Source organism: Niallia sp. FSL W8-1348 (genome assembly GCF_038006745.1).
GTDB classification, from domain to species: domain Bacteria; phylum Bacillota; class Bacilli; order Bacillales; family Cytobacillaceae; genus Niallia; species Niallia alba.
On sequence record NZ_JBBOVV010000002.1, the window covers coordinates 747,722 to 774,569 of the forward strand.

Below are 26,848 nucleotides of genomic sequence, written 5' to 3' on the forward strand. Positions count from 1 at the left end.
AAACTTCCATCAGTGGAGGTTTTCTTTCATACCCAAGACCTTTACGGACAGTTGATTTCCACCTATCTTCCTCGTATTCTCATAAGCTTGAGGGGGGAGTCTTACTGTCCATTAAGTGTGGGATAAAGTAAAACTCCTCTCAAAAACGGATGTCAAAATAAGAATATACGTTCGCAAATAAATAGAGGAGGAATTAGCATGTTACAGAGTGAAGAATCGATCCTTCATATCATTAAAAAGGATAAAATAATGATGGAGATTATAAAAGCTACTAGTACTTTAAATTTACCTGACTGGTGGATATGTGCTGGTTTTGTCCGATCAAAAATATGGGATTTCTTACATGGTTTTAATGAACGGACTAGTATACCTGATGTAGATGTGATTTATTTTGATCCTACTAGAATAGATGAGAAGTACGAAAAGGAATTAGAGAAGAAGCTATTTTATTTAATGCCTGCAATCCCTTGGTCTGTCAAAAATCAAGCTAGAATGCATATCGTTAATAATTTACCACCTTATCGATCCTCTGAAGATGCCATTTCCAAATTCCCAGAAACGGCAACCGCTCTTGGAGTAATGCTAGATAATGATAACAATTTAGTACTTACTGCTCCTTGTGGAATTGATGATGTAATTAACTTAGTGTTAAAACCTACTCCTTATTTTACAGAAGCGAACGAACGGGTTGCTATTTATGAGGCACGAATAGGAAATAAGAATTGGCAATCTATTTGGAATAAGCTTAAAGTTCATCCTATTAAAAATAGTAATTAAGGCTGGGACAAAACTAAATAGCCACTCTATAAAGACGAACAATCTCTAATGTAGCTCTTAAATAAAGGCTAAGTTTTGATACTAGTTATTTATGATTTTAAATATAATCAAGTTTTAAAAAATAATTCGTTCCATTGCGCTGCAGTCACTCGCTTTCCGCGGGGAGGAAGCTGAGCCTCCTCGCTGCGCTGCGGGGGCTCAGCCTTTCCTCTATTTCCCGCAGGAGTCGAGTGTCTTCCGCTCCATTTCACTCCGTTTTTAAAGCCTATTTCCTAAAAAAATATTGTTTTTTCAAGAAAAAAATGAATTAGTAGGAAATATGGAGCAGCCTGAATACACGGAGACTCCTGTAGGAATAGCGAGAAAGCCTGAGACCCTGCAGGCCAAAAAAGGCCGAAGCGGCTCAGCGCGAGCCCCACGGAAAGCGGAGTGTATTCAGGCTGCGGGTGATAACAACTGAAACAGCTTTTACAAGTTAATTAAAAAACCAAACAATCGTACGAAATTTCGTGTAATTGTTTGGTTTTAACTTGGGCTGAAATACTTATGTCCCAGCCTTCTTTGATTAGGGGAGACACAGATTGCTCCTTATTCTAGACTAACTCCCAAGCCTTCATTAACAATTCTACCCCTGCTTCTATTTCCAATTCTGTCAATCCGCCATATCCTATAATTACTTTAGGATTGCCGGGATAGTTATTTTGAAAATAATACGGAGACATAGGATATACTTTCACTCCAAAATCCAATGCTTTTTCAATTAATCTAGCTTCACTCCAATCAGTCTTCACTTCTAAAACAATATGAAGTCCAGCATTTTCTCCAATCACTTCTACATTTCTATCTAAATATCGATGAATAGCCTGGAGTAATACTTGCCGCTTTTTTCGATATAATGTTCTCATTTTGTTTAAATGGCTATTCCAATAGCCTTCTTTAATAAACCGGTACAATGTATCTTGATGCATACGAGAAACAGTTTGCTTATAAACCGTGAAATGATTCTGATATACACTAGATAAGGGCTCTGGCAAAACAGCATAGCTGATTCTCAAGGAAGGCATTAATGATTTTGAGAAGGTTCCTAAATAAATAATCCGATTGTTTCCATCCAGACCTTGAAGTGCTGGAATTGGCTTTCCTTTATAGCGATATTCTCCGTCATAATCATCTTCTATAATAAAGCCATTATTTTTTTCTGCCCAATTTAATAATTCAAATCTGCGTGTAATTGGCATAATCATTCCATATGGGAATTGATGAGACGGAGTTACGTAGGCGACATTTGCTTTACTTTTATTGAGATGAGAAACCTCCATACCATTTTCATCAATAGGAATAGGGATTGTTGATATCCCCATATCCTGTAAAACCACTCTAACTCGGTGATAGCCAGGGTTTTCAAGTGCAAATATTTTATCCCTTCCTAACAATAAAACAAGTAATCCAATTAATACTTGCGTACCTGCCCCTATTACAATTTGATTCGGATAACAATGCACCGCTCTTGCCTCATACAAATGCTTGGCAATTTGTTCTCTTAAGTTTAGCTCTCCTTGTGGATCTCCATTTGCAAACCATGAATTTTGATCTTCATATATGGATTGCATGGATAGTTTTCTCCAGTTATTGTAAGGAAAACATTTAGTATCCACCTTACCTGAGTTGAAATCCATTTTAACTTGTTTCATTTGTTCTTTCTTCTTTTCCACATGCGGGATTTCTTTACCTAGTTGATAGCTATATTCTTCATCAATGTTCAAAACAAATAATCCTTTTCGCGGAATACTTTCTACATATCCTTCTGCGCATAATTGATCATAGGCTGCTTGAACTGTATTTAAACTTAGCTGCAAATGAGTTGATAACTTTCTTTTTGAAGGTAATTTTTCATTAGGTAAAATATGTTTATTCATAATTTCTTGTTTAATAAATTCAGCTAATTGAATATAAAGCGGCTCCCTACTATCTTTCTGTAAAATGGGTGTTAATTCTAACACTAACTAATCCCCCCTATTCAACTGATACCATTAAAAAGATAAAATCTGATACTTTAGATTATACCAAATTCCAATTACATTAAAGATTAGAAATGGAGGAATAGATATGATAAATGAACAATTACTCATGAAAGAATTGACTACAGAGGAAGAATGGAAATCAGCATTTCCAGTTATGAAGCAATTAAGAACACAATTAGATTTGGACACATATCTTGCATTAGTGTCTGAATCGGTTCAAAAAGAAGGATACCGTATGATTGCCCTTTGCAATCAAAAGGAAATCGTTGCCCTTTGTGGATATATGCCCATGATCACCTTATACAATGGCAAATTTATATGGGTTTGTGAATTAATTACAGATAGCAGACATCGTTCAAAAGGTCATGGAAAAATATTATTAGACTATGTTCAACAGTGGGCCATCGACAATGACTATCCTATCGTGTCTTTATCTTCTGGTTTACAACGTATCGATGCCCATCGTTTTTATGAAGAGAAGATGGAATATGAAAAAGTAAGCTATGTTTATTTGAAGAAAATATAACTAAAAGTATTTTCAAAAAAATATATGTCTAATTTTTTGGGGTCACTACATTTCTGCAGGGTCTAAGACTGTCTCGCTAATCCAACAGGAGCATTCGTGTATTCCGGCTGCTCCATTTTTCCAACTAATTGTTTTTCCTATTAAAAAACAACATTCCTTTAGAAAACAGCCTAAACTAAAATATATATATTCAAACTCGCCTTCTCATATGAAAATCCTTTAATTAGGAAGGATTTTCTTTCTTTTTCAAAGAAAATATAACTATCTAGGATGAAAGGTGGGTTATGAAAACAGTGATTAAAGCCGCTTTCTTTGATTTGGATGGAACGATGCTTGATAGAGATGCATCGGTAAAACAGTTTATTGTAAAACAATATGACAGATTGGAGAAGTTTCTTTCTCCTATTTCCAAACGAACTTATTGTGAACGATTTATTGAATTAGATAACCATGGCTATGTCTGGAAAGATAAAGTTTATACGCAACTAGTTGAAGACTATCAGATAAAAGGATTAACTTCAGAAGACCTTCTTGAAGATTATCTCACTTATTTTAAAGAAGATTGCCTCCCTTTTCCTAGGCTAGTCGAAATGCTAGAGCAACTAAAACAAAATCATCTTAAGCTAGCAATTATTTCGAATGGAAATGGCAGATTTCAAATGGATAATATTCTCTCCCTTGGAATCAAATCCTATTTTGAGGTGATTCTTATTTCAGAATGGGAAGGGATGAAAAAGCCAGATCAACAAATATTTCAACGTGCTATGATGAAATTAAATATAACACCGAAAGAATGTATCTTTATCGGTGACCATCCTAAAAATGATATTATTGCCGCAAAACAAGCAGGAATGGAGACAGTCTGGAAAAGAAATGACCAGTGGAATGGTGCGAAAACTAATTTTATTATTGATGAACTAATTGAAATCCCTCAATTAATAACAAACTTAAACAAGAAAAAGGAATTTAGTTCGTTTTAAATAATTTGTACACTTGTATTCATTCTATAAATATTATCGTCCATATATTTGAAACAGAGGTGTTTATTATGACAGATAATTCTTTTCAAGATTTGCTGGCAGAATTAGATCAGTTAATTTCCGTTTGTGAAGAACATGCAAAAAGCAGTGATTCTGCAGAGAAGCAACGCTTTTATGAAGGCATGGCTATCGCCTATACAACTCAGCGGATGCGAATAACTGGGGAAGTTGATGCTATTGAACTGAAAGTCATCAATGAGTTATATCGTTCTCTTTCTACAACATCTTCAACCCATAGATCAAGCAAGTAAATACTGAAACCTGTTCCTTTTGGATTAAACCCAAAAAGAAAGTTGGTCATTTATTTAGCAGGAGAAAAAGCTAGAGTCATTTAAACATTCCTAGCTAGTAATGGTAAATTTTTTCAACCTAATGGTTTCTTTAATTCTTTATCATCTACAATCAAGTTTCTATACTCTTTACCATTTATACTTACGGAGTTTGCTTCGATAAAGAAGTAGTCCTTATTATTAACTTGAAAATAGAAATTTGTTGTAGATGAAAGTGTTTCTATTTCTTTTAATTCACTATTAAGACTCTCAATCTTAATTTTACCAAATCCTTGTGGAAAATAGCTTGATTCAGTTAGTAGCAAATTGGAATTTTCATCAAAATCATTTAATCTATACGTATCATACTCTGGTTCTTGATAAATATAATAAGACATGACTTGATTAAATATAATATTAATTTTGATTAATTCAGCATTATTAACACTTATTAATTTAAGGGAAATAGTTTCTTTAAGATAATTAACTTTCAAGTCAACAATAGTTTGATACTCTATTTCAGAAAAAAACTGTTGCAGTTTTTTTCTGTATCCAAATTAACTGACACCTTAACTCATCCTCCCTATTTCTTGATTAGCTTGAGAACGCTTGTAATGTTATACGGGTTTCATTAGCATACCTTGAGGAATTACCGCATTCTCCAATATGCTTCTTTTCTTCCTACCAAGAATCTGAGCCGCTTGGCCTGCTGGATCTCAGACTGTCTCGCTAATCCCACAGGCGTCTTCGTGTATTCCGGCTGCTCCATTTTTCCAAATAATTCATTTTTCCTATTGAAAAAACAACAATCCTTTAGAAAAACTCTCATGGCGGCGTTACCCGCCGCCACCGTCTATCATGAAAACTTGCTCCTATCCCATGATAGAAAGTCTAAACCACTTAACACCTGACCATAATTAATAGTACAATACGACCAGTCCGAAGACTGTTTGGTGGATCAATACAAGTTGATACCCCGTTAGAAAAACTGGTTGTGACAGTTTAAAAGAACCGTCTAATGTGTTTATAAACACGAATACAAAAATTTTGTATGATGACTTCTGTCGCTTGTATTGTATTAAAAATCTTTGAGGTGATTATATGGAAGCTATGATTGAACGGTGTGCAGGCCTAGATGTACACCAAGAAACAGTAGTTGCTTGTGTTTTATTTGGTTCATTAGATAAAAAACCAAATAAAGAGATTCAAACCTTTCCAACAACCACAAGTGGCCTTTTGGCACTTAGCGACTGGCTATCCTCACACAAAATAACGGATGCTGTAATGGAAAGTACCGGTGTATATTGGAAGCCCGTTTGGAATGTTATAGAATGTGACTTCCAATTAATCCTCGCCAATGCCCAACATGTTAAAAATGTTCCCGGAAGGAAAACAGACGTAAAAGATGCGGAGTGGTTAGCTAAACTTTTGCGTTCTGGACTAATTGAAAAAAATTTTGTACCGCCCAAAGAAATTCGTGATTTGCGAGATTTAACCCGGTATCGTAAAAAACTCATCCATACACGAACTTCTGAGCGCAATCGAATCCACAAAATTCTACAGGATGCAAATATTAAACTAACTTCTGTTTTATCTGACATTTTTGGTGTCACTGGTTGTCGCATTATTGAAGCCCTAATAAACGGCGAAAAAATAGGTGTGTTTGAACTTCAACAAATGGTTGATTCAAGAGTTAAGGCGAGCACAACAGATATTGCAGAAGCCCTTAACGGTGGAATACGTAAACATCATATTGATATGTTACGTTTCCATTGGGACCATATCAATCACATCGATGAAACAATCGAAAAAGTAGTTGAACGCATAGACCAAGCGCTTATTCCTTATCAAGAGGAGTGCGAACTACTAGATACCATACCGGGTGTGGATAAAAATGCATCCGCAATCTTTATAGCTGAAATGGGTGTAGACATGTCAGTATTTAAAAGTTCTAAACATCTAGCCTCATGGGCTGGAGTGAGTCCAGGAAATTATGAGAGTGCCGGTAAAAAAAAAACAGGTAAAACTCAGTACGGAAACAAATCATTAAGAACCACCGCTGTTGAATGTTCCATGGCTACAGATAGACAGTATAATCGCATATCTGCACATAGAAAAAGAATTATGAAACGACAAGGAAAATCGAAAGCACGGATCGCTTCCGCTCATTTAATCCTAACAATTGCTTACAATATTTTAAAAACAAGGCAACCATATCAGGAACTAGGCCCTGATTATGTTGATCTCGAACAAAGTAAAGAACAAAAAATGATTCAATACTTAAAAAGGAAAGGGTATCGTATTGAACCCACTAATGAACAAATTGCTTAATGAATAACAAAAGCACTATATTTAATCATTCCTAGCCTTTTAAAAAAGTTCAAATTTAGAAGGTTCAGCTTAGTGTTGCCTTTTACCTAAAGAGTTTTCATACAAAACAGCCTTTATTAAACATCGTAGTGATGGCGTGATTTTTATGGAGAGGATACTGGTGTAGCCACATATAGCCATTTCCGAGAATACAAACCTCTTTTTGGTTATATCTTTTCCGTAATGGTTCTATTATTTTAATTGTGTGAAATAAAGATACATAACCTGTAAACTCCTCTGTTTTTATAAATTCTTGAGCATATTGTTTTTCTAGTATCCGATCCCCGCCTTTATAGTTCCCGAATTTTCTTTTTATCGACATTTCACATACATCCCATTTTAACAATTTATCCGAAACCAGCCGGCCTCTTTAGGAAAATCGTCTCTGCTTAATTCTCTGCCTAATAGTAACTGGCGATAGGATGTTATTGTGCCATCATGAGATACAATATAGATTTTCTCTTTTTGTAACTGGCTGCAATTTGATAAAAATTCTTCTGCATATTTTCTAAATTTTTCTTCTACTACAGTATTAAATCCCTCATGCTCTAATGAAAAGGGAGCATTGACATCTAGTTCATAGGAAGGAAATAAATCTATTATTCTCTCCTTTCCCATCATTTCATCACATGGTAATGTCTGCTTATTAGGTAAGATAGGGAACATTCTTGGTGAAATATAAGGAGTTACTATTTTTCTACAATGAATCCCCTCACTCCAAAGCAATGCTGTTTGCATAGTTCGTACCAAAGGACTAATGAAAACAATATCCTCATGTGTTAAAGGAAAGTTCTCCTTTAACACATTCGCTTGGTCCATTCCTTTCTTGGTGAGAGAAGGATTTCTCATTTTTAGACTAGTTGGTAGATCAAGCGTATGTTCTGCCTCCCCGTGACGTATAAAGATTAATTCCATCGGATCCCTCTTCCTTTAAAAACTATATTGATTTTAACCAACCTATTAATTTCTCCATCATGGCTGGAGTAAATTCATGATTTACCTTCTTAAAAATTTCCCATTCTATATTAGTGCGTTTTTCTTCTTGAGTAAGATACTTATAGTAGTTTTCTTGTCCCTCGATCGGTATAATGGTGTCACTATCCCCATGCATAAGAAGAACAGGCGATAAACTGCTCGGTTTGTCCATTGGATCATATTTCTTTAATTGATTCTCTTCTTCTTGAGTCATCCCTTCTCTTTTATCCCGCAGGCGAAATGTTTTTTCGGTAAGTACAAATGAACCAGATCCATTTATACTTACTAAGCCACTTATGTTTGGATTCATTGCAAAGATACCATTTGCAATGAACCCACCCATAGAATTACCTACTAAAATAATATTTTTCTTCTTTAACCCTACTACTCTCACAAACTCATCAAATTCATCAATAGTCTGGAGAACTGTATTCCAAAAGTACTTTCGTGTAACGATGGAATCAAAGTGATTTTCCAATGGTTTTCTTTCATCATGATAGATGATATCAGGTATTAAAACGATAAATCCTTCTTTGGCCATTTCTTCTGCCAACTCCATGTAACCTTTTGAAGATCCACCCCACCCATGATAAAGAATTACAATTTTCTCTTTATCTTGTAGTTCATTACTAGATGCATAAAACTTATATTCACCGATCATTTGTCTTTCCACTGTATGTCCCCTTCCCTTTTTCGCCCATATTTAAATGAACCTCTTCACTTTCCCATACTGGATCAGTGAAAGATAAGGATCTCCTTTTAACCCTAGTACCTTACAAAAAGCCGGTTCTGTTTTGTATCCCTGTTTCTTTAGTGAAAGGATTTCCTTTTTTACTGACGGATCCAGTTTTAAAATCGCATGTTCAATTATCATATGTAGATAGGCATATTGCTGTTTAACAGGAATTGGTTGACCAAATAATTCAAATTCGAATCCTTCAAAAAAGAAATTTGCTTTTGTTACTTCCACTTCTCTAATCATTAAACTTTTTAAGCTGAAATTTCTCATTTTACCAAAATGCTCGGTTACAATTTGTTTAAAAGTTTCAACTTCATGGACTTCCATGATTATATCTAAGTCGGAACTATCTATATCCACGCCAATTGGAATCGTTCCACATAGGATAGGCGTATAAGGATGTAAAATTTCGTATATATTTAGTTTCTTTAATGCTAAATAGGCATGTTGTTGCTTTTCGTTCCCTAACCGTAAATAATCTAGTGTATCAAATATTGGACAGTCCATGTTTAATATATCTCCTAATATAGATTAATAACTTATGCTTTATTTCTTCCGTCCTGCTCTCCGTAAAAAAAATTTCGATTATTCTGATAATGAATAAGTACAATAAAATTATACCTTTTCATCGCTTAACTTTATGCAATACAAACTGTGACTTGCTTTTCTTAAACTCATTTTTGCTGTAAAAGGTAATTAAATCTTCCTCACAAAATAAACTAATTACATCTATATCAGACAATTCCTTTAATAATTTATCAATAAGTTGAGTACCGATTCCTTTTCTATTGTAAGAGCTATGAATAACTACATCTTCAATATAAGCTCTAAAAATCCCATCTGATATAGCTCTTGCAAAGCCTATAAGCGTATTATTTTTCCATGCGCCTACCGCTAATGCTTGGGATAACATTTTTTCCATATCTTGCTCCGTTCTTTCATTCCACCACCCAGCATCTTTATAAAGCTCCATCACTTCACTGGCTTTTATTTGTTTCTCTTTAAATGTACGCAGTTCTACTTTCATGTCATTCACCTACTGATTGCTTTATTTTAAATAGATAATTTTATAAAATCTTCTTTTGTTAATTTAACCAAAACTATATCTGGCTCACTAACATCTTCATAAGTAAATCCATAATCTACTAGAAGTTTTTGCCCTGGTATATTATTTTTAGCGACTCGGTCAACCATTACCTCACCGTTAAATTCGTAAAAATAATAGCATTAACTCTTTAAAACCAATTGAACAATTAAGATACTGATAGTAATAATGACCTTCTAAAATAAAGGTCATTATTACAAAAAAAATCTTTTTCTAGCAAATAAATCCTCCACTTTGTTTGCTGTCACTCTTGGTTTTACATCAATAGCCGTTAAATCCTCTATTTTTACCCACATCGGCAAATAAGTACCGCGATCTTGATTACGATCAGTAAATTCTTCCCCTTTTCCTGATCCAATCGTTCCACTAACTACATTCGCTAAGAAAAAATTTTGAGTTCCTTGATACTCTAGTTCCGCTAGACATTCTCTTATTCCAACCGTTACACCTAACTCTTCGAATGCTTCCCGTATAGCTGCTTCCTCTGGTTTCTATTCTTTTTCGATTCCTCCACCTGGAAAAACATAATAAGTCGAACTTTCTCTTACTCTTTTTATTAAACAAACTTTATTCTCTTCTATAATGACAACAGAACCTCTATTTCGCACTAATATTCACCTTTTCCTTATTTTTTAAGGAAGAGACTCCTTTTTTAACACCAACTATTCCATTCAATTTATACACTAGATTAACAAAGAAGGGGTCTTTTTAGAAAGGCCCTTTTCCTATAGATTTATTGAGATTTTTCTATTTATTTTAGTGGGTTACCATGAACAATATGCCAATGTAAATGTTTTGAATCTTGATACTTCCCGATATTGGTAATAACTCTGCATGCACCATGCTCTTGAGTTACTGTAGCAGCCACTTGTTTTATAACACCAAAAAGCTCCAATAGTAAATTATTATCCGCTTCTTCTAAAGTAATTAGAGAAGCGATATGTTTTTTCGGAATAGTAACGATATGGATTGGATAGAAGGGTTTTGTATGATAATAAGCTAAGACATTTTCTGTTTCCATAACTTTTCTAACCGTTGTTTTTCCGCTAAGAACCTCGTCACAATAGAAATCTTCTGTCATATTGGTTCCTCCTGTTTATTATTTAATAACGGAACTTCCATCAGTTGGATTTTCCTCTTCCTCCACTGATGATTAGTGCATTTATCGGACGATTCATTACGAGAGAGTGATTTTCTCCAGATTGCCGTTTGGTCTTACTGAGCTTTTTGAGTGGGATAAATTTTATGGTCTTTTATCCCATGGGTCGATTACGCCTATTATTTTTCTCTCCCTTTTATTTTTTATGGCTTCGATTACCCCATCTGAAATCTCTTCATGTGTTAGCCATCTTGAATGGTCTTTTTCCAAAATGAAACCTAGTTGAATCTGATAATAGCTGCAATTTTCTGGAATGGCTATTTCCTTCTTTATTTCCGATAAATCTGAACTACTACCAATAATGTGGAATAAACACCATTTATGTCCATCCTTAGAAACTTCGTCCTTTACTATATTCAATGTATTTTCCCCTATAGAATGAACCCATGCAACAACCAAATAAGGACCACCCGTGAGAACGGGTGGTTTTCTCTGCGGCTGAAAGCCTTTGTTACTGACCAAACCCTAAAGGGCTACTGAAAGGTTCGCCAATTGTACTACTTCTACTGGCCAGACCTCAAAGGCCTTCTCTCCTAATTTTTTCGTTTCTTTTTCTTCACTTCTTCCCCTGTAAATGGATCAATATATTCCATAATCGTTAATTGTTCTGCGACTAGATCATCTTGTATTTGATTACGGATATATTCTTCAATTACCTTCTTGTTTCTTCCTACCGTATCTACATAATATCCTGTACACCAAAATTTTCGATTTCCATACTTATATTTCAGTTGTGCATGTCTATCAAATATCATCAAGCTACTTTTTCCTTTTAGATATCCTACGAATGCTGATACACTTAATTTTGGCGGAATACTCACTAACATATGTACGTGGTCCTTACACGCAGTTGCTTCTATTATCTCTACGCCTTTCCTCTCACACAAGGTACGTAAGATTTGCCCAATATCTTTCTTTATTTTCCCGTAAATTATTTGTCTTCTATATTTTGGTGCAAATACTATGTGATACTTACAATTCCAAGTTGTGTGTGCTAAACTATTATTGTCTTTTGACATAAGGACTTCCTCCTGGCTATTTATTTTCGGTTGGCGAACCAAAAAATATTTTAGCACCACGAGGAAGTTTTTTTAATACCACGCTGTAAGCTTTTTGGAACCCTAGGCATAGCCCAGGGTTTTCTTTTCTATAAAATCAATTGGCCCATTCTGTTGAATGGTCCAACTTAACATCTCTCTAAATACAGTAGAATTTGTATAATCAACCAATAATGGAGTTATTTTCGTTTTAGCATTCAAGTTATCTACTAATCTATTCATAGGAACAGGGTTTCTCCCAACAATAGATGTTTTGTAGCCTTCTTGTTCAGCTAGCCATCTAGATACCTCAACAAGCATTCCTGTGCCGCCAATAATTAATACATGCGTCATTTCACTGCTACCCCCTTTTAAATCGTTTATCGGTACTCCCTTTCAGTATCTAACCAATCATTCATAATTTCTTCGTTACTAAGCTCATATTCTTCTATAGTTCCACCAATTAAAGTATGATCTACTTCTATTTCTGTACTATTTACTGTTTTTTCACTTTTATTTTCTAAAGAATCTACTAGATAATATAATTTCTGTCCATCCTGCCCCCACTTCACTCCATATATATTTTCGTATATAAGTGAAGCAGTATAATACTGTTTCCATTCATCCATTTCCAGATGATACATATACACTCTGGCACTTTCTGGGTAGCCACCTATCATAGTAATTATATTTTCATTAGGAGACCATGCAATCCCAAATGGAGGATCATACCCCATATAGTTATCCTCATCTCCAATTTTTTCGATAAGATTAAGTGTTTCTCCCGACTGAAGATTAACTACATATACACTTAGTCCTTTTTTATCCCAGATATCCATTGCTGCATATTTTTGATCGTAGGATAATTGTACGCTCTTAATTTCAGACTCCTTAGAGGGTAATTCTATTTGTACATTATTATTTGCACTCTTTAGTGTAAGCTTGGATTCTTCTCGTTTTAATAAGAAGGTTGAAGTTTCAGCGGCCATTTTTGATTGATTTTTAATGGTTATCACATTAGCATTTCTAGCATATTCAATCTTCTTCGTCTCACATCCACTTAACATACTAAAGATTAATGCTATTATTATAAATTGCCGGACAACTCGCATAATTACTCCTTTTCCTAGATACATATAAAGTAAAGAACTATACATTACTTCCTAAAAATTCCTCTTCACTTCTAACTTTAACAAACTTCTCCCATTTATATAAAGTAAAATCAATGCTATTCTATAGATAAGTTAAAATGCAGAGGTGAATGGCTTGAAAATTTTAAACTTTGGATCTTTAAATATTGATAAGGTATATTCCGTTCCTCATTTCGTTTCTGCGGGTGAGACGTTGTCTTCGACGAATTATGAAGAATTTCCTGGAGGCAAGGGGTTAAATCAATCGATTGCGCTTGCTAAAGCTGGAGCAGAAGTCTACCACACGGGAAAGATTGGAAAAGACGGTCTATTCTTGAAAGACATTTTATCTGAATCGAATGTGAATATTGATTGGATTGAAGAAACTGGGACCACAACAGGTCATGCGATTATTCAAGTTTCTTCCAGTGGGGAAAATTGTATTCTTTTATTTGGCGGAGCAAATAAAGAAATAACAATTGATCAAATTAACGATGTTCTAGTGAATTTTTCGCAGGACGATTTACTGCTATTGCAAAACGAAATCAACGATTTAGAATACATAGTGGAAAAAGCACACAAAAAAGGATTAAAAATTGCCCTTAATCCATCTCCAATTAATGAAACAATTACCAAACTAGGCTTTTCTAAAATTGATTACTTAATTTTAAATGAAATAGAAGCAAAGGCAATTACAGGTGAAAACATGAATGACAAGATTTTTCAAAGACTATTGTCATTAAACAAACAGCTAAAAATAGTGTTAACTTTAGGCACAGAAGGCGTGATTTATAAAGATAGTGTTCAAGAACATAGACAACCATCCTATAAAGTAGATGCAGTCGACACTACTGCTGCTGGTGACACCTTCTTAGGTTATTTTTTAAGTCAAATTTCGCAGCATACTGATATAAAAAAATCTTTGCAAATTGCAGCAAAGGCAGCTTCCATTGCAGTAACTCGAAAAGGAGCCGCTTCTTCCATTCCAACATGGCAAGAAGTAATCGAGACAATCTAAATATAGATCTGCTTAAAAAGGGAGGGTCTTTTAGTGATTCTGCCTTTTTAAGTAAATCTTTGTCTTGATCTTTGTTATGTCCTTAACTGAACATTGGATGAATTTTTTTGGGTAGAAAAGGATGAATAATAATGAAAAAGATAAAAACAATCTATCAGAAGGTGCAATATGAATAAATTTTCAAGTAAGTTAACCGTCTTTTTATATTTCTTATTTTTCGCAAGCACGGGAATCCTTTTGTTCATTTTCTATAAAGATTTTACTAGTACTTTTACCTATTACTTTATTATTGGATACTCTATTTTCATTATATGTTTTATCTTTTACTTACTATGGATTGCGACGATCAAGTGGAAGAATAAATTTAGCTGGTCATTACTGAGGGGAAAAATATTGCAATTCGTTTGTCTATTTATCTTATTCAGCTTAACTAGTTATCTATTTAATTATTTTTTTCTTCCCTCGCATAAAGATTTTACGTTCTCTTTTACAGCTCTTGGCTTTGCATTCGGTCTTTCTTTTCTTGACGTCACCACATTATCCCAAACAAAAAAAGATTAAAATAGAAATACGGCGAAAATACATGATGCATTATAGTTTAAATTCCATAGTGTATCATGTATTTTTTTGTTTCTTGTGCTTCTAGTATTTTTATAGCTAAATCTGTATGTTCCTTAGATTTTCTTCTGTTTTTATTGGACAAAACAATTTCTAAAAAAAGTGGTAACGATTCAGGGGGAATGAGTGTTATCCCCCAGTATGCTAAACCATTTGCAGGTCTATTATATGTATGGAAGTATGTTTTCATCATCGCTAATTGCTCTTTTAGCTCTTCTATCATATCATCATTTACTGCAATACACTTATAATGATCAGGGGCATAATGAATGTATGCTTCTTGTTTATCGAAATTGGCAATAATGCCAAATTGATGGAAAATAGCCAAGCATTTCCTTCTTTCTATTAAACTCATCTTTTGCTATTGCATTCATAAATTAAATCGTTCTTTTATCCGCTTTGCCGCCTCTTCAGCACTTATGTTTGTATTATTGATTCGTAAGTAATTACTTTGATTTATTTCTCCTGGCCAAGAATTTAAACGGTATCTTTCCATCGAAGTTTTCAAGTTATTTTCAGACCAAACGATATCTCTTTTAGTTGGTTTATGCTCTAATCGTTGGGGACTTTTATTTCGTATGATTCTTTCTTCTATCTGTGCTTCAAGCTCCACGAAATAGATGGTTCCTCCTCTTGATTCAAACAGCTCGCATACATGATTAACATAATTCCAATCTTCTTTCATATCAAATGCCCATACGTAAGTGAAGATGATGCCATCTAAATCACTTTTTGATACCGCTTCAAATATTTCATTACGAAACAGCTCAACTAATCTCTTTCCCTCTGTAGTTCCATAATCGAAAAATGTGCTAACCAAATCGATTGTCATATGATTATGGAATAGCTTTAAGTCAGTTATTTTTGCTAATTCTAGGCCAACTGTCATTTTCCCAACTGCTTGTGGCCCGAATATTAGAACAAATTTCACTTCTTATTCCCCTTTACTAAAAAATTCTTAAGTTATCTTTTCTTGTATGCCTATATTTGTTTATTTTAGCAAAGGAAATTGTAATCACAATAAAATTTGGTTATACAACTTAAATTTTCCAATTATTCATTTACATTATTAGCCATTTATACTAAAATATTATTTAGTAAATAATATTTTAGTACTTTAGGGGGTTAATAATGAGTTTACTTGATGTCTATTTACAAAAAAATGAAAAAAAGCGTTATGATGTTTATAAACAAACTGGGTTAAGCCAACAAGTACTTTCTGCAGTCAATAAAAAGAAAGTTAGCAGCTATTCTGTAAAAACCATTCAAGCCATCGCCCAAACAGTTGCAAAAACAGAAGGAAAAGTGTTGGACGAACTTTTACAATTAGAAAAAGAAAATGCCTATTTTGAAGTATTTAATACAGAAGATTTACTACTGGCCTTTGCAAATAAAGAATCTCATATTTTAATTAAAGAGCACTAGTGTTGCATAAATATTGTCGCAATTTTCAGTCTGATTATCCTCCTTGTTTAGAGCCAAAAAGGTAAATACCTATTCAAAGGTGGCTCCATCCATTTGGGTTTTTTTTACAATTAGACTTGTGCGACAACAACAATTTGCTTATTAAGGGATGGCTTTCCCTTCAATCTTTCGAAGCCAGATATGGGCTGGTTTCCACAATGCAGCCCTTAAATAACGGCTAATTTGTAAGGTTTTTCGCTTACTTCTTGTTTCAAGTTGTACGAGAACATGTAGGCAAAAAACAATCAGTGCGATAAACACTTGGTTTTGAATCGCCCATTCACTTTGACCGTAGAACTTTTTGATGCTGAGATGCTGTTTGATCCATTTAAAGAACAACTCAATTGCCCAGCGTGATTTATACATTTCCGATATTTCTTCGGCGCTTAAGTCAAAACGATTTGTGATTAAATGAAGTTCATTACCTTTTGAATCTATTATTTTTAGAAGTCGAAAATAGTTTTCAGCTCGGTTTTGAGTTGTACCAATCAACACCATTTGATCCGACAAAACAGATGAATCCTTGGGTAGTTTAAAATCATAAACCTCCCGTACGACTGCGTTTTTTCGTAGCCTAGAAAGAAAAAAGTAGCCTTCATCGGTCATGCGATCAAAACGCTCGTAGTCTAGATAACCTCGGTCAAACACATACATGCATTCTTTATCGTCAACCATAATCTCAAGTTGACCACGATCGTGTTCGCTTGCCGTTGTCATCACGGCTTTTTCGGGATAGGATTCTCCCTTTTCCATAAATACAAGGCGTAAGTGTAACTTTACGCCTGCCTTAGTTTTGCGGAACTTCGCCCATTTATGATTGGTCAAATTTAGTGGCAAAGTACTTGAATCAATAATTTTTAACGGCATGACAAGTTTTGTGTAGTGTGTTTTGGCGTGAATTTGTCCGACTAAATCAAGGAAAAGTCTTTGAAACAAATCTGGATTTAGACCATTTAAACGGCGCGAGAGCTGAGAAATGCTTATAGAATCAAGGTCGATTTCCTTTTGAAGATGATCATCAAAAAGGCAATCACTTAACGCATGAAGACTTTCAACTTCTTCTAATTGTGCAAAAAGTAATAGTTTTAGGAATGATTCTGTCGTTAACTTTTTCGTATAGCAATCTAATTTCAATGTTTTCACCTGTTCTTCAAATAATTGAAGATTAATTGGCGAAAACCATTGTCCAAATGAAGTTTTTCGTGTAATCTTGTCCATGAGATTGGTCCTTTTTTAGTGGATTTGGACGGGTTACCACCTGACTTATCCATTATAAAGGACTTTTTCTATGCATAAAATAATAAAAGTGAACATTTCGAGTATTTTTAATAGTGAAATTAAATTAATGCAACACTAGTGATTAAAGAGGAATATAAAAAAGAAATAGAGGAACTAGCAAAAACACAGCTTTCAGAAACGGAAACACTCGGGCTGGAATTAGGTTCTGCTGGAACTATATACATTTTAAGTGAAATTTTTTATCAGCTTGTCTTAAAACTTAGTAATAAAAACAAAGATCAAAAAAAACTTGAAAACGACCTACGCAAGTATAAGATTAAAAAACATAACGAAAAAGAATATTTATTGTATTTTAAGCATTTAGACTATTAGATAAGACAAAGGAAAAGGAGAACAGTTCAATACCTTCTTCTCCTTTGTTGTTCTATTTAAACATGGCTTCGAGCTATTCTATTTCTTTTACACAATTTTTATCATGGTTTAAAGTCCTATTGAAATTTCTTTAAAACTAATTGTTTATTTTCGATTTCATAAATATAATCTGCAACACGCTCTATAAATGCTTGATCATGTGAAACAAGAATGACTGTTCCTTCATAGGCTTTTAAAAATCGCTCTAAAGCTTCGATACAATCAATATCTAAATATATTCAATCACCATACCATCCACAACTTCCCATATTTTCGTCACTAGTTTATCAAGAAAACTTCGGTCATGACTGACAAGAATAAGCGCACCATAATAGTACTCTAATTCTTCCAATAAGAATTGTTTGCCTAACTTATCTAAATGGGTTGTTGGTTCATCTAACAATAAGCCTTCTCGATAATTGGAGAAACCCTCTGCTATTTTGAGTCTCGTTAACTTTCCCCACTAAAATTTTCTATTTTCGTTTTAGGGATAGAAAGTTTTCCGATTAAGTCATACTTAACTTCCTTTGTTTCAGGTGAATTTAATTGATCAAAATAAGCGAAATCTACAAAACGATTTATTTGTCCTTTCTCTGTCGGAATCCTACCTGCCATTAATTTTAGCAAGGTACTCTTACCGGTCCCATTCTTTCCTACAATACCAATTTGATCAAACTGATTTACAGATAATCTTGGTATTGTTAACACAATCCGATCTAAATACGTAACTTCTATATTCACTAATTCAAGAAATACTTTTTCCATTATTTTACCCTCCATTGGTTATTTTCCAATAAAAGGGGAAAAACTACCTTTTTAAGATAGCGTTATAGTAAATTGCCCTTTTATAAAAAAGGCAATTTAAAAAGGTAGAAATATCTACTTTTTAAACAGCATTCCATATCCATACAACACAGTCGTTACTGATATTGTACAAGAAAGAATACACCAATAGAAATAATGGTCACTAATGATTGTTTCCAATATGCAATGAAGATTATTAAAAAAGGACAGACTAATCCCGTTTACTCTGTATACACAAAACAGAGCCTTTGAACATATTTAATTACTTGTTCAAAGCTAGGAATCGAAGTCTCATCGAATGTGTCATTTTTTAATAATCCTCCTTCATTAATTACAAGTAACGTTATAGAGAGAGAGCAACAATGAATGGCAAAGAAAAATTCAAGTACATATTTTAACTTACAATGGATAAAAATTTGCTGTTTCAGCACTGACCTCATCTATAATACAATCTTTCCTCTTTAACAATGCATGTAATGCAGTTTGAACATATCCATTTTCAAATGTTTCTAATGGCTGAGGCAATTCTTCTTGATCCAAAATATAATATATATGATTAGGTTTAACTACTACATCAATAATTAAATCTTCAAACATGACAATATTATTTTGAATGCTATTTTTTCTCACAATGTTAAAATACGCTCCCAAATACTTTCCATTTTCCTCTCTCCAAAAATATAAATTATATGGCTGATCCAACCAGTAATAGGCAAACGTGTATGTCCCTTTTGGAATAACTAGTTTCTCCTTCCCCTTCCCCATTTCAAATGGTTTTTCCACTTGATGTAAGAGGGTAATTTTTTTATTATCTGAGTGAATAAGTTTGCATTGATATTCTTCTATTGTGGAATTATAACGAATTTTCCTTTCAATTATCGTTTTGCCATACTTTAATTTCCATTCTAACATTCTATCATCTCCAATAAATTGAACCATATTTACTAATAGTTTCCCTATCATAATAGATAGGCAAACATTTATACAAACAAGTTATAAAAGAATTCAATGATAAATCGTGATAATATTTGATTTTGTAGATAGCAATAAATGTTTTTGTAAACATGCTAAAATAAGATAACAAACTAAAGAATGATATATTTTTTAAAGGCGGGGAGAAAATGTATGTAAAAGTATATGAATACCATATTATGCCGGATAAGTTAGAGGAATATTTTCGCATACAAGAAAAAGTAAGCCACATCTATCGTAAATACATCGATTCAAAAACAACCTATCTACAAAGTAATGATGATCCAACAAAATGGCTGGAGATAACGACATATAAAAGCGAACAAGATTATCAAATCAATATTGATTTGATCAATGAACAAGCAGAAATTCAAATATTATTTAATGAATTCCAAGCTTTACTTATCCCAGAAAATAGTCATATAAAAGAAGAAGCATTCACCAAAATGGCAGTAAGAAAATAAACTATTAGGAAAAGAGGCTGGGCCAAAAATATTCCAACCAAATATAAATCCGAATAATCATATGCAGATATTGATAAAACTTCCGTATAATTGTTTGGTTTTTTTATTAATTTTAAGAAAGAAGATTTGTGCTTATTACCCGCAGACTGAATACACTTCGCTTTCCATGGGGCGAGCGCCATGCCTCATCGCTTCTTAAGTTCCTGCGACTTTCTCGCAGCTCCCATAGGAGTCTACGTGTATCCAGTCTGCTCCGTTTTTCCTACTAATTATATTTACTTTTGAAAAGAATTAGGCAACTTATTGGTTTCGCTACTAAATGAGAGATTGTTCGTCTTTACCCATTAGATATTTTGTTTTGTCTCAGCCTTTTCTTCTTATTTAAAGTCCTTCCAGTTCATCGAATTTTCGTTTAATAGTTCTTCAAAGCTTTTATTTTTCTCTTTTTGTCTTCGCTCTTCTCTTTTTCTTTCTTCATCCGCTTTAAGCTTGGCTTCTTCTTGTTCTTTAAGCTCGTGCTTTTTATCTTTGAGCTGTTTCGCTAATTGCTCGTTCAAAAGATCCCCTAATGTAACGGGCTTATCATCTTGTTTCGATTTTTGTACATTTTTCCGTTGTTTTGCCATCTGGTTATCCTCCTTACAATGCAACCTCAATTGTTTCCTCTAGCTTGACTTCGACATTCCCTTTAATAGCTCTTGTAATCATACAGCTTTCTTCTGCTTTTTGAGCTAGTTTTACTGCAAGCTTTATATCTTTTTCAGTCGCCTCTTTTTTTAATACAATTTTTGGGCGGTGGATAATCTTTTGATAGGTAAATATACCGTTTGTCACATCTACCACTGCTTCTGATTCCAATGTTAAACTTTCCTTCTCCAACCGACTTCTTTCCATCATTGCTGCTAGAGTAATAATAAAGCATGTGGCCGCAGCACCTAGTAACATTTCATCTGGATTTGTTCCTACACCAGGTCCATCCATTTCTTGTGGAATAGATATTTTTGTTTTTAGATTTCCGCTCTCTATTGTGCCGACATCATTACGATAGCCCGGCCAATCTGCTTTTAAATAAAAGTGATGTTCTGCCATAATTCAACCCTTCTTTTTCCTATGCTGTATGTATAATAACATATTTTTTAACTCAAGTTATACTAGAGAATTCGATACAGCACAATTGTTTTCTAGTGTCATCATTTCTATTCTAGGAGGGAATCTTAATGAGTCAAAAGCGTGATAAAGGATACAGTCAAGCTGGGAAGCCAAATGCTGATACTGTTAAACAAGCAATTGCCGCAGAAGATTTAGAAAAGGCCGTTCATCCGCCAAACAGACAAAACTCCAAACAGTAGTTCTGCTTAACTGCACTTTCTAATAATAGATGGTGCAGTTTTTATATCAATATTTACTTATTCTTCCATGCAAAACAGCTTCAATTTGTAACCATTTTTTTATTCCTGCATAAAATTTTTTATCATAAAGTGAAACTTCCATCAGTGGGGGTTTTCCTTCCTTCCCCGCTGATGGTTAGTTGAACCAATCGGACCTTTACGGACAGTTGATCTCTCACCTATCTTCCTCGTATTCTCATAAGCTTGAGGCGGAAGTCTTACTGTCTGTTAAGTGAGGGATAAACATTATAGCCTTCAATGTCTATTTTTGCATAAATAAACAAGCTGTCTATTTTGTTTCTCTATGGAGAAATGATACACTCAAATTAGTTTCTGCTAAATTTATGAACTTACTGGAGGAATCGGTTTGAGAAAGCTGTTTCGTTATCTATTTTCTGTATTGTTGTTTATTACATCTATTGGAGTCTATTGTTCCAATCGATTAATGTATATGAAGAAAAAAGACAATGACTTTATTTTAAAAAGAGAGCAAGAAGCTGGCAGATTGGACCCGGTTTCATTTGATAATTTAACTAAACAAGAAATTACCCTCCCCTCCCCCTATGGTTATGATTTAAAAGCAATTCTAGTGGAGCCTTTTGAAACAAAGAAATATATCATCATATCACATGGAGTCACGGAAAATAAAACGAGTTCCATTAAATACATGAACTTATTTTTAGAAAGAGGCTTTAATGGAATTATTTACGATCATCGGAGACACGGAGAATCTGGCGGAAAAAATACAAGCTTTGGCTATTATGAGAAATTTGACTTAAAGCAAATTGTAGATTGGGTTAGAAGAGAGAAAGGAAAGGATATAATCCTAGGTATCCACGGAGAATCGATGGGTGCTGCTACCATGATTCTTTATGCTGGTGGAATTGAAGATGGGGCTGATTTCTATATCGCTGATTGTCCATTTTCAGATTTCACCGACCAATTAAATTATCTTATTAAACAAGAAATAAAGTTACCAGGGAAAATTTTTATCCCAATCGCCAATATATTCCTTCGAGCAAGAGCCCGATATTCGATTAAGGATATCTCTCCCATTTCGGTCATTGATAACATTAAAAGCCCAATGCTGTTTATCCATAGTCAAAAAGATGATTTTATCTTGCCAGAAATGACACAAAAATTATTTGATAAAAAACAAGGTCCTAAAAAATTATTTTTCGCTGTTAATGGCTTTCATGCTCAAAGCTATAATGAGAACAAAGAAGCGTATGAAAAGGCGATTGATAACTTTTTAAAAGAATATGTGGATATAAATTAATTAAAGGCTGTTTTCGTAAAGTTTGTTGCGATTACCCGCAGCCGGAATACACTTCGCTTTCCGTGGGGCTCGCGCTGATCCTCCTCAGCTTCGCCTCCGGGGTCTCAGACTGTCTCGCTAATCCCCGTGGCGTCTTCGTGTATTCCGGCTGCTCCAATTTTCCAACTAATTCTTTTTTCCGATTGAAAAAACAACAATCCTTTAGAAAACAGCCTAATTAAAAAAGGAGTCATGTCTATTGCATGCCTCCTTTTTCTGTTTAAATTTTAAATTGTTTTATCTTATCTTGCAAATCTGATGCTAGTTGTGCTAGTGATGTAGAAGAAGCCGCTATTTCCTGCATGGATGCTACTTGCTCCTCGGTAGCTGCTGAGACGTTTTCCGTACTTGCTGCAGCTTCACTTGCCATCGAATTTACTTCTAAGATAGAACCATTGATGGTATTTGTATGCTCTTTTAATTGATTAAGTGATCCACTTACTTCCTCTACTAATATAACTAGTTCATTAACTGACCCTTCAATTTTCTTGAACGCTTCCCCTGCGTCTTGAACAATATTTATACCTGCATCTACGTCATTTGCAGCGGTTGTCATGGAGAGAGAAGTATTCTTTGAATCAGTTTGAATTTGACTAATTAGATTGGTAATCTGTTCAGCAGATCCTGCCGTTTGTTCCGCTAATTTTCTTACTTCATCAGCTACAACGGCAAAACCTTTTCCTTGCTCTCCAGCTCTTGCTGCTTCAATTGCTGCATTTAATGCTAATAGATTGGTTTGTGAAGAAATATCTGTTATTACCTTTGTAATATCCCCAATTTCACTAATTCGAGATTCCAATGTAGAAATAGATTGAGCTAGTGATGCTACATTATTATTAATGGATTTCATTTGTGTAGTTACTTCTGAAATTCTTTTTGCACCTTCTGCAGATACATCTGACGTTTGTTCGGCTGTTTCTGCGACTTTTTTGGCACGTTCTGTTATACTTCCAGTCGTTTCATTTACACTACGTATTCCTTCCGAACTTGACTCCATTAACCTCATTTGTGTTTCCGAACCTACTGCAAGTTCTTGTATCGTTTCCGAAATATGTTCACTTGCTTTACTGCTTTCTTCGGAACTAGAACTTAATTGTTCAGATGAAGAAGCAAGATGATGGGACGTTTCAGACAGCATTTCAATAAGCCCCTTCATCCCATCTGCCATCGTATTATAGCTATCAGATAGAGAACCCACTTCATCCTTTCCGATATATGAAGATCTCTCCGAAAAATCTCCTTGTCCCCCTTTTTCCATTAGAGCTTTCAAGCGTTTGATCGGAGCGACAATCATTGATGATATATATAAACCAAATAAGACTGCAAGTGCTACGGAAACGATGATAATTCCTGCTGTTACCAGAATCATCGTTGAATAATAGCTTTCATTTTCTTTAGAAATTCGTTCCGCTTCTGCCTGATTGGTTTCTTGTAGTTCATCCAATTGACTATTGATAACATTTGTTTTAGAACGTAGATTTTTTGTATATAAGTTATAGGCAGAGTCATTAAAATTATTGAGCGCTAGAGAGATAACTTGATCCTGCAATTGTTCAAAGCCATCATAAACATCTTTAAAGATCTTATACGCATTTGTCTCTTCCTGTGAAAGCTTTATCGCATCAAGTTTTTTAATATATTTATCTGACTCCTCCATATTCTTATTTATCGCTTCTAACAGTTCCTGATTTCTCTTTTCATCCTCTGTTATCATTAATTCGATAATATAGCTATCGTTTGTACGGCGATAATTTTCTATTTTCGCAATATATGTATTAGGTAATAGTTTCTCTTCATACATTTTTTGAGAATTACTAGCCATTTCTTTCATTCCATACATTCCAAATAATCCAATTAGTATTAATGCAATTGCACTAAACATAATGATGATCAATATTTTTTTAGAAATATTGATATTTTGTAAAAATCTCATAGAAGCTACCCCTTTTCTTCATCTAATCCTTTTTTCATATCGACATAGATCGACAATACTTTAGGACATTAGGTTGAAAAATTCTATTTTTTTAGAAATAGGAGATTAATTACAAAATTTCGCAATTATAATAGTTATGATTAAAGTAACACCTACACAAAAAAAGAGGATTTGCTATCATTAATGCTTGATAGCAAATCCTCTTTTTATCCTTTTACCAATACTCATTAATGAATTCATCTCGTCCAGACTTTTCTCTATCCTCTTTATAATGCTGCTTATTTTTCTTATGATAGTCTTGATGATAGTCTTCAGCAGGATAGAATGTTGCTGCTGGTTCAATTAATGTAACAATCGGCTTTTTAAATTTTCCACTTTCAGCCAATGCTTGCTTTGATTTTTCAGCAAGCTCTTTTTGCTTTTCATTATGATAAAAAATAGCTGTTCGATATTGTGGTCCACGATCCTGAAATTGTCCATCTGGATCAGTTGGGTCAATTTGCTGCCAAAATAATTCTAATAAACGTTCATATGGAAATAATTCTGGATCATATGTGATTTCTACCACTTCAAAATGTCCAGTTGTTCCTGTTTTCACTTGTTCATAAGTTGGATTCTCCACATGCCCCCCGCTATAGCCAGAAACAATACCTCCAATTCCTGGAAGTTCTTCGAATGGGGATACCATACACCAGAAACACCCACCAGCAAATGTAGCTTTTTCCATTATCTCTCATCTCCTTAATTGTTCCACTTTTTAGCATACTATTTTCAAGAAAATTAGCGATAACTCTCTTATTAGATAGAAATTAGTATATAATACTTTGGAGAAAGTTACTATTTTTTTCTTTACACTTCCATAGTTAATAAGTTATATGACATAAAATACTATTTAATAATAAGGAAAAATTAAATGATAAATTACTTTTACAAAAAATGATACAAAAATCCCTTTAGCAACACATTGAATCCAATACGCTTCCCCTCAATGAATATGAGGAATTAGCAAATAAAATCATTCATTTAAAAAAACAACATCCTTCCCATGATCTCAATGATCTTGTTCAAGATGTAGTTTATGGGTATATTACAGATTCTCCCTATTTTTAACTGTGTTTATTTTTTATTCAAAATGCTGCCAACCAGCTTATCTGCGATTCCTGGAAATAGATTATAAAGAACACTTCCCCAATTCATCCACACTGGCAGATTGAGCTCACGTTTTGGATGCAGTATCAATCCCGTTACTTTTTCAGCTACTGTTTCGGAAGACAGCATATATTTTTGAACATTTTTAACATAGTTTCCAGTTTTGTCAGCCGTATTGAAAAAAGCAGTCTCAATTGGACCTGGGTTTACTGCAGAAATTTTGATATTGGAAGTTGCTACTTCCATTCGCAAACTGTTTGTAAAACCTAAAACAGCATGTTTGGTTGCAGCATAAGCACTCGATTTTGCTGTAGCTAATTTTCCTGCCTGGGAGGCAACATTAATAATATGCCCTCTGTTTTTTTCTAACATAGAAGGCAATACTTCTTTCGTACAAGCAATTACTCCGATTACATTTACTTGAAACATTTGATCAATGTCTGCCATATTCGCTTCGTGGACCATATCAAAAACGCCAAACCCTGCATTATTAAGTAAAATATCGATAAAGTCGACTTCTTGATAAATCTTCGCAAAAACTTCCTTCACTTGGTTCGTATTACTTACATCCAAAGGATAATAGCTAGCATGGACAGGAAATTGTTTATTTATATTGGCACAAATAGCAGCTAACTTTTCTTCAGATCGAGCAAGAAGAATCGGTCGTCCGCCCTTTTGTGCTACTTTTAGTGCAATTTTCTCTCCAATGCCAGATGAAGCTCCTGTTATTACAATGTTCTTTCCATGTATGTTTGTCATATCTTTTCACCTCGTTAATACGCACTCTTCTTAAAAAAAGGCTGTTTTTGTAAAATTTGTGGCTATGCTCCGCAGCCGGAATACACTTCACTTTCCGTGGGGCTAAGCTTGAGTCTCCTCAGCTTCGCCTCTGGGGTTTCAGACTGTCTCGCTAACCCACAGG

The 26,848-nt window shown here is 34.2% G+C and carries 37 protein-coding genes and 1 pseudogene; 12 read left to right on the forward strand and 26 right to left on the reverse strand.

Annotation, left to right across the window (positions count from 1 at the left end):
- Positions 1 to 198 precede the first annotated feature (198 nt).
- Positions 199 to 777, forward strand: a complete 579-nt coding sequence (locus NST60_RS22160) for a nucleotidyltransferase family protein (RefSeq protein WP_254415370.1) — start codon at positions 199 to 201, stop codon at positions 775 to 777.
- Between the two features lie 593 nt (positions 778 to 1,370).
- Here NST60_RS22160 and pdxR read toward each other — a convergent pair.
- The gene (gene pdxR, locus NST60_RS22165; RefSeq protein WP_341100160.1) at positions 1,371 to 2,777 is read right to left on the reverse strand and encodes a MocR-like pyridoxine biosynthesis transcription factor PdxR; all 1,407 of its coding nucleotides are present in this window, start codon (positions 2,775 to 2,777) and stop codon (positions 1,371 to 1,373) included.
- Positions 2,778 to 2,883: 106 nt separating this feature from the next.
- Here pdxR and NST60_RS22170 point away from each other — a divergent pair, with 106 nt between their 5' ends.
- The 3 genes from NST60_RS22170 to NST60_RS22180 all read left to right on the forward strand — a co-directional run bounded on the left by NST60_RS22170 (position 2,884) and on the right by NST60_RS22180 (position 4,615).
- Complete coding sequence (locus NST60_RS22170; protein WP_016203199.1) at positions 2,884 to 3,324, forward strand: GNAT family N-acetyltransferase; 441 nt, start codon at positions 2,884 to 2,886, stop codon at positions 3,322 to 3,324.
- 284 nt (positions 3,325 to 3,608) lie between these two features.
- Positions 3,609 to 4,304: an HAD family hydrolase gene (locus NST60_RS22175; protein ID WP_254415372.1), complete on the forward strand. Its 696-nt coding sequence runs from the start codon at positions 3,609 to 3,611 to the stop codon at positions 4,302 to 4,304.
- Between the two features lie 68 nt (positions 4,305 to 4,372).
- Positions 4,373 to 4,615, forward strand: a complete 243-nt coding sequence (locus tag NST60_RS22180) for a hypothetical protein (protein ID WP_205835624.1) — start codon at positions 4,373 to 4,375, stop codon at positions 4,613 to 4,615.
- 113 nt (positions 4,616 to 4,728) lie between these two features.
- Here NST60_RS22180 and NST60_RS22185 read toward each other — a convergent pair whose 3' ends face one another.
- Complete coding sequence (locus NST60_RS22185; RefSeq protein WP_445304422.1) at positions 4,729 to 5,172, reverse strand: YxiG family protein; 444 nt, start codon at positions 5,170 to 5,172, stop codon at positions 4,729 to 4,731.
- A gap of 562 nt (positions 5,173 to 5,734) precedes the next feature.
- Between NST60_RS22185 and NST60_RS22190 the strand changes: the two genes are divergently transcribed.
- Positions 5,735 to 6,964 carry an IS110 family transposase gene (locus NST60_RS22190; RefSeq protein ID WP_100525939.1) on the forward strand — a complete coding sequence of 410 codons (1,230 nt, stop codon included), beginning with the start codon at positions 5,735 to 5,737 and terminating at the stop codon, positions 6,962 to 6,964.
- A gap of 97 nt (positions 6,965 to 7,061) precedes the next feature.
- Here the strand turns inward: NST60_RS22190 and NST60_RS22195 are convergent, their stop codons facing one another.
- The 12 genes and pseudogenes from NST60_RS22195 to NST60_RS22250 form a co-directional block, all read right to left on the reverse strand.
- Entirely contained in the window at positions 7,062 to 7,325 is a 264-nt protein-coding gene (locus tag NST60_RS22195) for a hypothetical protein (protein ID WP_341100167.1), read from the reverse strand.
- 17 nt (positions 7,326 to 7,342) lie between these two features.
- Entirely contained in the window at positions 7,343 to 7,918 is a 576-nt protein-coding gene (locus NST60_RS22200) for a histidine phosphatase family protein (RefSeq protein ID WP_254415374.1), read from the reverse strand.
- 22 nt (positions 7,919 to 7,940) lie between these two features.
- Positions 7,941 to 8,651: an alpha/beta hydrolase family protein gene (locus NST60_RS22205; protein ID WP_254415375.1), complete on the reverse strand. Its 711-nt coding sequence runs from the start codon at positions 8,649 to 8,651 to the stop codon at positions 7,941 to 7,943.
- A 30-nt stretch (positions 8,652 to 8,681) separates the two neighbouring features.
- On the reverse strand, positions 8,682 to 9,224 hold the full coding sequence (locus tag NST60_RS22210) for a DUF4269 domain-containing protein (protein ID WP_016203206.1): 543 nt from the start codon (positions 9,222 to 9,224) through the stop codon (positions 8,682 to 8,684).
- A 118-nt stretch (positions 9,225 to 9,342) separates the two neighbouring features.
- Positions 9,343 to 9,732, reverse strand: a complete 390-nt coding sequence (locus NST60_RS22215; protein WP_040343406.1) for a GNAT family N-acetyltransferase — start codon at positions 9,730 to 9,732, stop codon at positions 9,343 to 9,345.
- A gap of 38 nt (positions 9,733 to 9,770) precedes the next feature.
- A complete protein-coding gene (locus tag NST60_RS22220) occupies positions 9,771 to 9,911 on the reverse strand; it encodes a hypothetical protein (RefSeq protein WP_254415376.1) in 141 nt (46 codons plus the stop codon).
- 105 nt (positions 9,912 to 10,016) lie between these two features.
- Positions 10,017 to 10,298 (reverse strand): annotated as a pseudogene (locus NST60_RS22225) (DNA mismatch repair protein MutT); the annotation flags it as partial.
- 275 nt (positions 10,299 to 10,573) lie between these two features.
- Positions 10,574 to 10,903, reverse strand: coding sequence for an HIT domain-containing protein (locus NST60_RS22230; RefSeq protein WP_169188805.1), 330 nt, complete (start codon positions 10,901 to 10,903; stop codon positions 10,574 to 10,576).
- Positions 10,904 to 11,065: 162 nt separating this feature from the next.
- Complete coding sequence (locus NST60_RS22235) at positions 11,066 to 11,380, reverse strand: short-chain dehydrogenase (protein ID WP_341100178.1); 315 nt, start codon at positions 11,378 to 11,380, stop codon at positions 11,066 to 11,068.
- Positions 11,381 to 11,514: 134 nt separating this feature from the next.
- The gene (tnpA, locus tag NST60_RS22240; protein ID WP_061800923.1) at positions 11,515 to 12,000 is read right to left on the reverse strand and encodes an IS200/IS605 family transposase; all 486 of its coding nucleotides are present in this window, start codon (positions 11,998 to 12,000) and stop codon (positions 11,515 to 11,517) included.
- Positions 12,001 to 12,102: 102 nt separating this feature from the next.
- Positions 12,103 to 12,372, reverse strand: a complete 270-nt coding sequence (locus NST60_RS22245; protein ID WP_341100181.1) for a hypothetical protein — start codon at positions 12,370 to 12,372, stop codon at positions 12,103 to 12,105.
- A 26-nt stretch (positions 12,373 to 12,398) separates the two neighbouring features.
- Positions 12,399 to 13,130 carry a hypothetical protein gene (locus tag NST60_RS22250; RefSeq protein ID WP_341100183.1) on the reverse strand — a complete coding sequence of 244 codons (732 nt, stop codon included), beginning with the start codon at positions 13,128 to 13,130 and terminating at the stop codon, positions 12,399 to 12,401.
- Positions 13,131 to 13,275: 145 nt separating this feature from the next.
- Here NST60_RS22250 and NST60_RS22255 point away from each other — a divergent pair, with 145 nt between their 5' ends.
- Positions 13,276 to 14,166 carry a ribokinase gene (locus tag NST60_RS22255; protein WP_254415379.1) on the forward strand — a complete coding sequence of 297 codons (891 nt, stop codon included), beginning with the start codon at positions 13,276 to 13,278 and terminating at the stop codon, positions 14,164 to 14,166.
- Positions 14,167 to 14,764: 598 nt separating this feature from the next.
- Here the strand turns inward: NST60_RS22255 and NST60_RS22260 are convergent.
- On the reverse strand, positions 14,765 to 15,112 hold the full coding sequence (locus NST60_RS22260; RefSeq protein WP_016203219.1) for a hypothetical protein: 348 nt from the start codon (positions 15,110 to 15,112) through the stop codon (positions 14,765 to 14,767).
- Positions 15,113 to 15,154: 42 nt separating this feature from the next.
- Entirely contained in the window at positions 15,155 to 15,715 is a 561-nt protein-coding gene (locus NST60_RS22265; protein WP_254415380.1) for an AAA family ATPase, read from the reverse strand.
- 200 nt (positions 15,716 to 15,915) lie between these two features.
- Here NST60_RS22265 and NST60_RS22270 point away from each other — a divergent pair, with 200 nt between their 5' ends.
- Entirely contained in the window at positions 15,916 to 16,209 is a 294-nt protein-coding gene (locus NST60_RS22270; RefSeq protein ID WP_341100185.1) for a helix-turn-helix domain-containing protein, read from the forward strand.
- Positions 16,210 to 16,350: 141 nt separating this feature from the next.
- Here NST60_RS22270 and NST60_RS22275 read toward each other — a convergent pair whose 3' ends face one another.
- Positions 16,351 to 17,466, reverse strand: a complete 1,116-nt coding sequence (locus tag NST60_RS22275) for an IS4 family transposase (protein WP_169188508.1) — start codon at positions 17,464 to 17,466, stop codon at positions 16,351 to 16,353.
- Between the two features lie 138 nt (positions 17,467 to 17,604).
- Between NST60_RS22275 and NST60_RS22280 the strand changes: the two genes are divergently transcribed.
- Positions 17,605 to 17,859, forward strand: a complete 255-nt coding sequence (locus tag NST60_RS22280) for a hypothetical protein (protein WP_341100189.1) — start codon at positions 17,605 to 17,607, stop codon at positions 17,857 to 17,859.
- A 268-nt stretch (positions 17,860 to 18,127) separates the two neighbouring features.
- Here NST60_RS22280 and NST60_RS22285 read toward each other — a convergent pair whose 3' ends face one another.
- The 4 genes from NST60_RS22285 to NST60_RS22295 all read right to left on the reverse strand — a co-directional run bounded on the left by NST60_RS22285 (position 18,128) and on the right by NST60_RS22295 (position 19,614).
- A complete protein-coding gene (locus NST60_RS22285; RefSeq protein WP_319005189.1) occupies positions 18,128 to 18,301 on the reverse strand; it encodes a hypothetical protein in 174 nt (57 codons plus the stop codon).
- A 47-nt stretch (positions 18,302 to 18,348) separates the two neighbouring features.
- Positions 18,349 to 18,663 (reverse strand): ATP-binding cassette domain-containing protein, encoded by a 315-nt coding sequence (locus NST60_RS22290; RefSeq protein ID WP_051993935.1) that lies wholly within the window; start codon positions 18,661 to 18,663, stop codon positions 18,349 to 18,351.
- A gap of 301 nt (positions 18,664 to 18,964) precedes the next feature.
- The gene (locus NST60_RS26875) at positions 18,965 to 19,009 is read right to left on the reverse strand and encodes an erythromycin resistance leader peptide (RefSeq protein WP_145999722.1); all 45 of its coding nucleotides are present in this window, start codon (positions 19,007 to 19,009) and stop codon (positions 18,965 to 18,967) included.
- Positions 19,010 to 19,101: 92 nt separating this feature from the next.
- Positions 19,102 to 19,614, reverse strand: a complete 513-nt coding sequence (locus tag NST60_RS22295) for a DUF402 domain-containing protein (RefSeq protein ID WP_226752676.1) — start codon at positions 19,612 to 19,614, stop codon at positions 19,102 to 19,104.
- Positions 19,615 to 19,823: 209 nt separating this feature from the next.
- Here NST60_RS22295 and NST60_RS22300 point away from each other — a divergent pair, with 209 nt between their 5' ends.
- On the forward strand, positions 19,824 to 20,138 hold the full coding sequence (locus tag NST60_RS22300; RefSeq protein ID WP_341100194.1) for a hypothetical protein: 315 nt from the start codon (positions 19,824 to 19,826) through the stop codon (positions 20,136 to 20,138).
- Positions 20,139 to 20,515: 377 nt separating this feature from the next.
- On the opposite strand, the gene NST60_RS22305 is transcribed toward NST60_RS22300, so the two are convergent.
- Both NST60_RS22305 and NST60_RS22310 read right to left on the reverse strand, forming a co-directional pair.
- Positions 20,516 to 20,764: a YqkE family protein gene (locus NST60_RS22305; RefSeq protein ID WP_101730913.1), complete on the reverse strand. Its 249-nt coding sequence runs from the start codon at positions 20,762 to 20,764 to the stop codon at positions 20,516 to 20,518.
- A 13-nt stretch (positions 20,765 to 20,777) separates the two neighbouring features.
- On the reverse strand, positions 20,778 to 21,227 hold the full coding sequence (locus NST60_RS22310) for an OsmC family protein (RefSeq protein ID WP_016203225.1): 450 nt from the start codon (positions 21,225 to 21,227) through the stop codon (positions 20,778 to 20,780).
- Positions 21,228 to 21,355: 128 nt separating this feature from the next.
- Between NST60_RS22310 and NST60_RS22315 the strand changes: the two genes are divergently transcribed.
- Positions 21,356 to 21,487, forward strand: coding sequence for a hypothetical protein (locus NST60_RS22315; protein WP_341100200.1), 132 nt, complete (start codon positions 21,356 to 21,358; stop codon positions 21,485 to 21,487).
- 406 nt (positions 21,488 to 21,893) lie between these two features.
- Entirely contained in the window at positions 21,894 to 22,805 is a 912-nt protein-coding gene (locus NST60_RS22320) for an alpha/beta hydrolase (protein ID WP_341100203.1), read from the forward strand.
- Between the two features lie 259 nt (positions 22,806 to 23,064).
- Here NST60_RS22320 and NST60_RS22325 read toward each other — a convergent pair whose 3' ends face one another.
- Together NST60_RS22325 and msrA are read right to left on the reverse strand one after the other, a co-directional pair.
- A complete protein-coding gene (locus tag NST60_RS22325) occupies positions 23,065 to 24,777 on the reverse strand; it encodes a methyl-accepting chemotaxis protein (RefSeq protein WP_016203228.1) in 1,713 nt (570 codons plus the stop codon).
- A 214-nt stretch (positions 24,778 to 24,991) separates the two neighbouring features.
- Positions 24,992 to 25,504: a peptide-methionine (S)-S-oxide reductase MsrA gene (msrA, locus tag NST60_RS22330; RefSeq protein WP_341100206.1), complete on the reverse strand. Its 513-nt coding sequence runs from the start codon at positions 25,502 to 25,504 to the stop codon at positions 24,992 to 24,994.
- A 236-nt stretch (positions 25,505 to 25,740) separates the two neighbouring features.
- Here msrA and NST60_RS26880 point away from each other — a divergent pair, with 236 nt between their 5' ends.
- On the forward strand, positions 25,741 to 25,887 hold the full coding sequence (locus tag NST60_RS26880; protein ID WP_445304423.1) for a YqzH family protein: 147 nt from the start codon (positions 25,741 to 25,743) through the stop codon (positions 25,885 to 25,887).
- Positions 25,888 to 25,893: 6 nt separating this feature from the next.
- Here the strand turns inward: NST60_RS26880 and NST60_RS22335 are convergent, their stop codons facing one another.
- Positions 25,894 to 26,685, reverse strand: a complete 792-nt coding sequence (locus NST60_RS22335; RefSeq protein WP_212117171.1) for an SDR family NAD(P)-dependent oxidoreductase — start codon at positions 26,683 to 26,685, stop codon at positions 25,894 to 25,896.
- Positions 26,686 to 26,848: the final 163 nt, after the last annotated feature.

What these genes read in the sequence shown, in the direction of transcription:
- NST60_RS22175 (WP_254415372.1), top strand. Translation starts at nt 3,609, where the DNA reads ATGAAAACAGTGATTAAAGCCGCTTTCTTTGATTTGGATGGAACGATG.
- NST60_RS22310 (WP_016203225.1), bottom strand. Translation starts at nt 21,227, where the DNA reads ATGGCAGAACATCACTTTTATTTAAAAGCAGATTGGCCGGGCTATCGT.
- NST60_RS22170 (WP_016203199.1), top strand. Translation starts at nt 2,884, where the DNA reads ATGATAAATGAACAATTACTCATGAAAGAATTGACTACAGAGGAAGAA.
- NST60_RS22195 (WP_341100167.1), bottom strand. Translation starts at nt 7,325, where the DNA reads ATGTCGATAAAAAGAAAATTCGGGAACTATAAAGGCGGGGATCGGATA.
- NST60_RS22315 (WP_341100200.1), top strand. Translation starts at nt 21,356, where the DNA reads ATGAGTCAAAAGCGTGATAAAGGATACAGTCAAGCTGGGAAGCCAAAT.
- NST60_RS22250 (WP_341100183.1), bottom strand. Translation starts at nt 13,130, where the DNA reads ATGCGAGTTGTCCGGCAATTTATAATAATAGCATTAATCTTTAGTATG.
- msrA (WP_341100206.1), bottom strand. Translation starts at nt 25,504, where the DNA reads ATGGAAAAAGCTACATTTGCTGGTGGGTGTTTCTGGTGTATGGTATCC.
- NST60_RS22210 (WP_016203206.1), bottom strand. Translation starts at nt 9,224, where the DNA reads ATGGACTGTCCAATATTTGATACACTAGATTATTTACGGTTAGGGAAC.
- NST60_RS22160 (WP_254415370.1), top strand. Translation starts at nt 199, where the DNA reads ATGTTACAGAGTGAAGAATCGATCCTTCATATCATTAAAAAGGATAAA.
- NST60_RS22300 (WP_341100194.1), top strand. Translation starts at nt 19,824, where the DNA reads ATGTATGTAAAAGTATATGAATACCATATTATGCCGGATAAGTTAGAG.
- NST60_RS22305 (WP_101730913.1), bottom strand. Translation starts at nt 20,764, where the DNA reads ATGGCAAAACAACGGAAAAATGTACAAAAATCGAAACAAGATGATAAG.
- NST60_RS22220 (WP_254415376.1), bottom strand. Translation starts at nt 9,911, where the DNA reads ATGGTTGACCGAGTCGCTAAAAATAATATACCAGGGCAAAAACTTCTA.
- tnpA (WP_061800923.1), bottom strand. Translation starts at nt 12,000, where the DNA reads ATGTCAAAAGACAATAATAGTTTAGCACACACAACTTGGAATTGTAAG.
- NST60_RS22295 (WP_226752676.1), bottom strand. Translation starts at nt 19,614, where the DNA reads ATGTTAGAATGGAAATTAAAGTATGGCAAAACGATAATTGAAAGGAAA.
- NST60_RS22230 (WP_169188805.1), bottom strand. Translation starts at nt 10,903, where the DNA reads ATGACAGAAGATTTCTATTGTGACGAGGTTCTTAGCGGAAAAACAACG.
- NST60_RS22290 (WP_051993935.1), bottom strand. Translation starts at nt 18,663, where the DNA reads ATGGAAAAAGTATTTCTTGAATTAGTGAATATAGAAGTTACGTATTTA.
- NST60_RS22335 (WP_212117171.1), bottom strand. Translation starts at nt 26,685, where the DNA reads ATGACAAACATACATGGAAAGAACATTGTAATAACAGGAGCTTCATCT.
- NST60_RS22325 (WP_016203228.1), bottom strand. Translation starts at nt 24,777, where the DNA reads ATGAGATTTTTACAAAATATCAATATTTCTAAAAAAATATTGATCATC.
- NST60_RS22180 (WP_205835624.1), top strand. Translation starts at nt 4,373, where the DNA reads ATGACAGATAATTCTTTTCAAGATTTGCTGGCAGAATTAGATCAGTTA.
- NST60_RS22190 (WP_100525939.1), top strand. Translation starts at nt 5,735, where the DNA reads ATGGAAGCTATGATTGAACGGTGTGCAGGCCTAGATGTACACCAAGAA.
- NST60_RS22270 (WP_341100185.1), top strand. Translation starts at nt 15,916, where the DNA reads ATGAGTTTACTTGATGTCTATTTACAAAAAAATGAAAAAAAGCGTTAT.
- NST60_RS22245 (WP_341100181.1), bottom strand. Translation starts at nt 12,372, where the DNA reads ATGACGCATGTATTAATTATTGGCGGCACAGGAATGCTTGTTGAGGTA.
- NST60_RS22275 (WP_169188508.1), bottom strand. Translation starts at nt 17,466, where the DNA reads ATGGACAAGATTACACGAAAAACTTCATTTGGACAATGGTTTTCGCCA.
- NST60_RS22200 (WP_254415374.1), bottom strand. Translation starts at nt 7,918, where the DNA reads ATGGAATTAATCTTTATACGTCACGGGGAGGCAGAACATACGCTTGAT.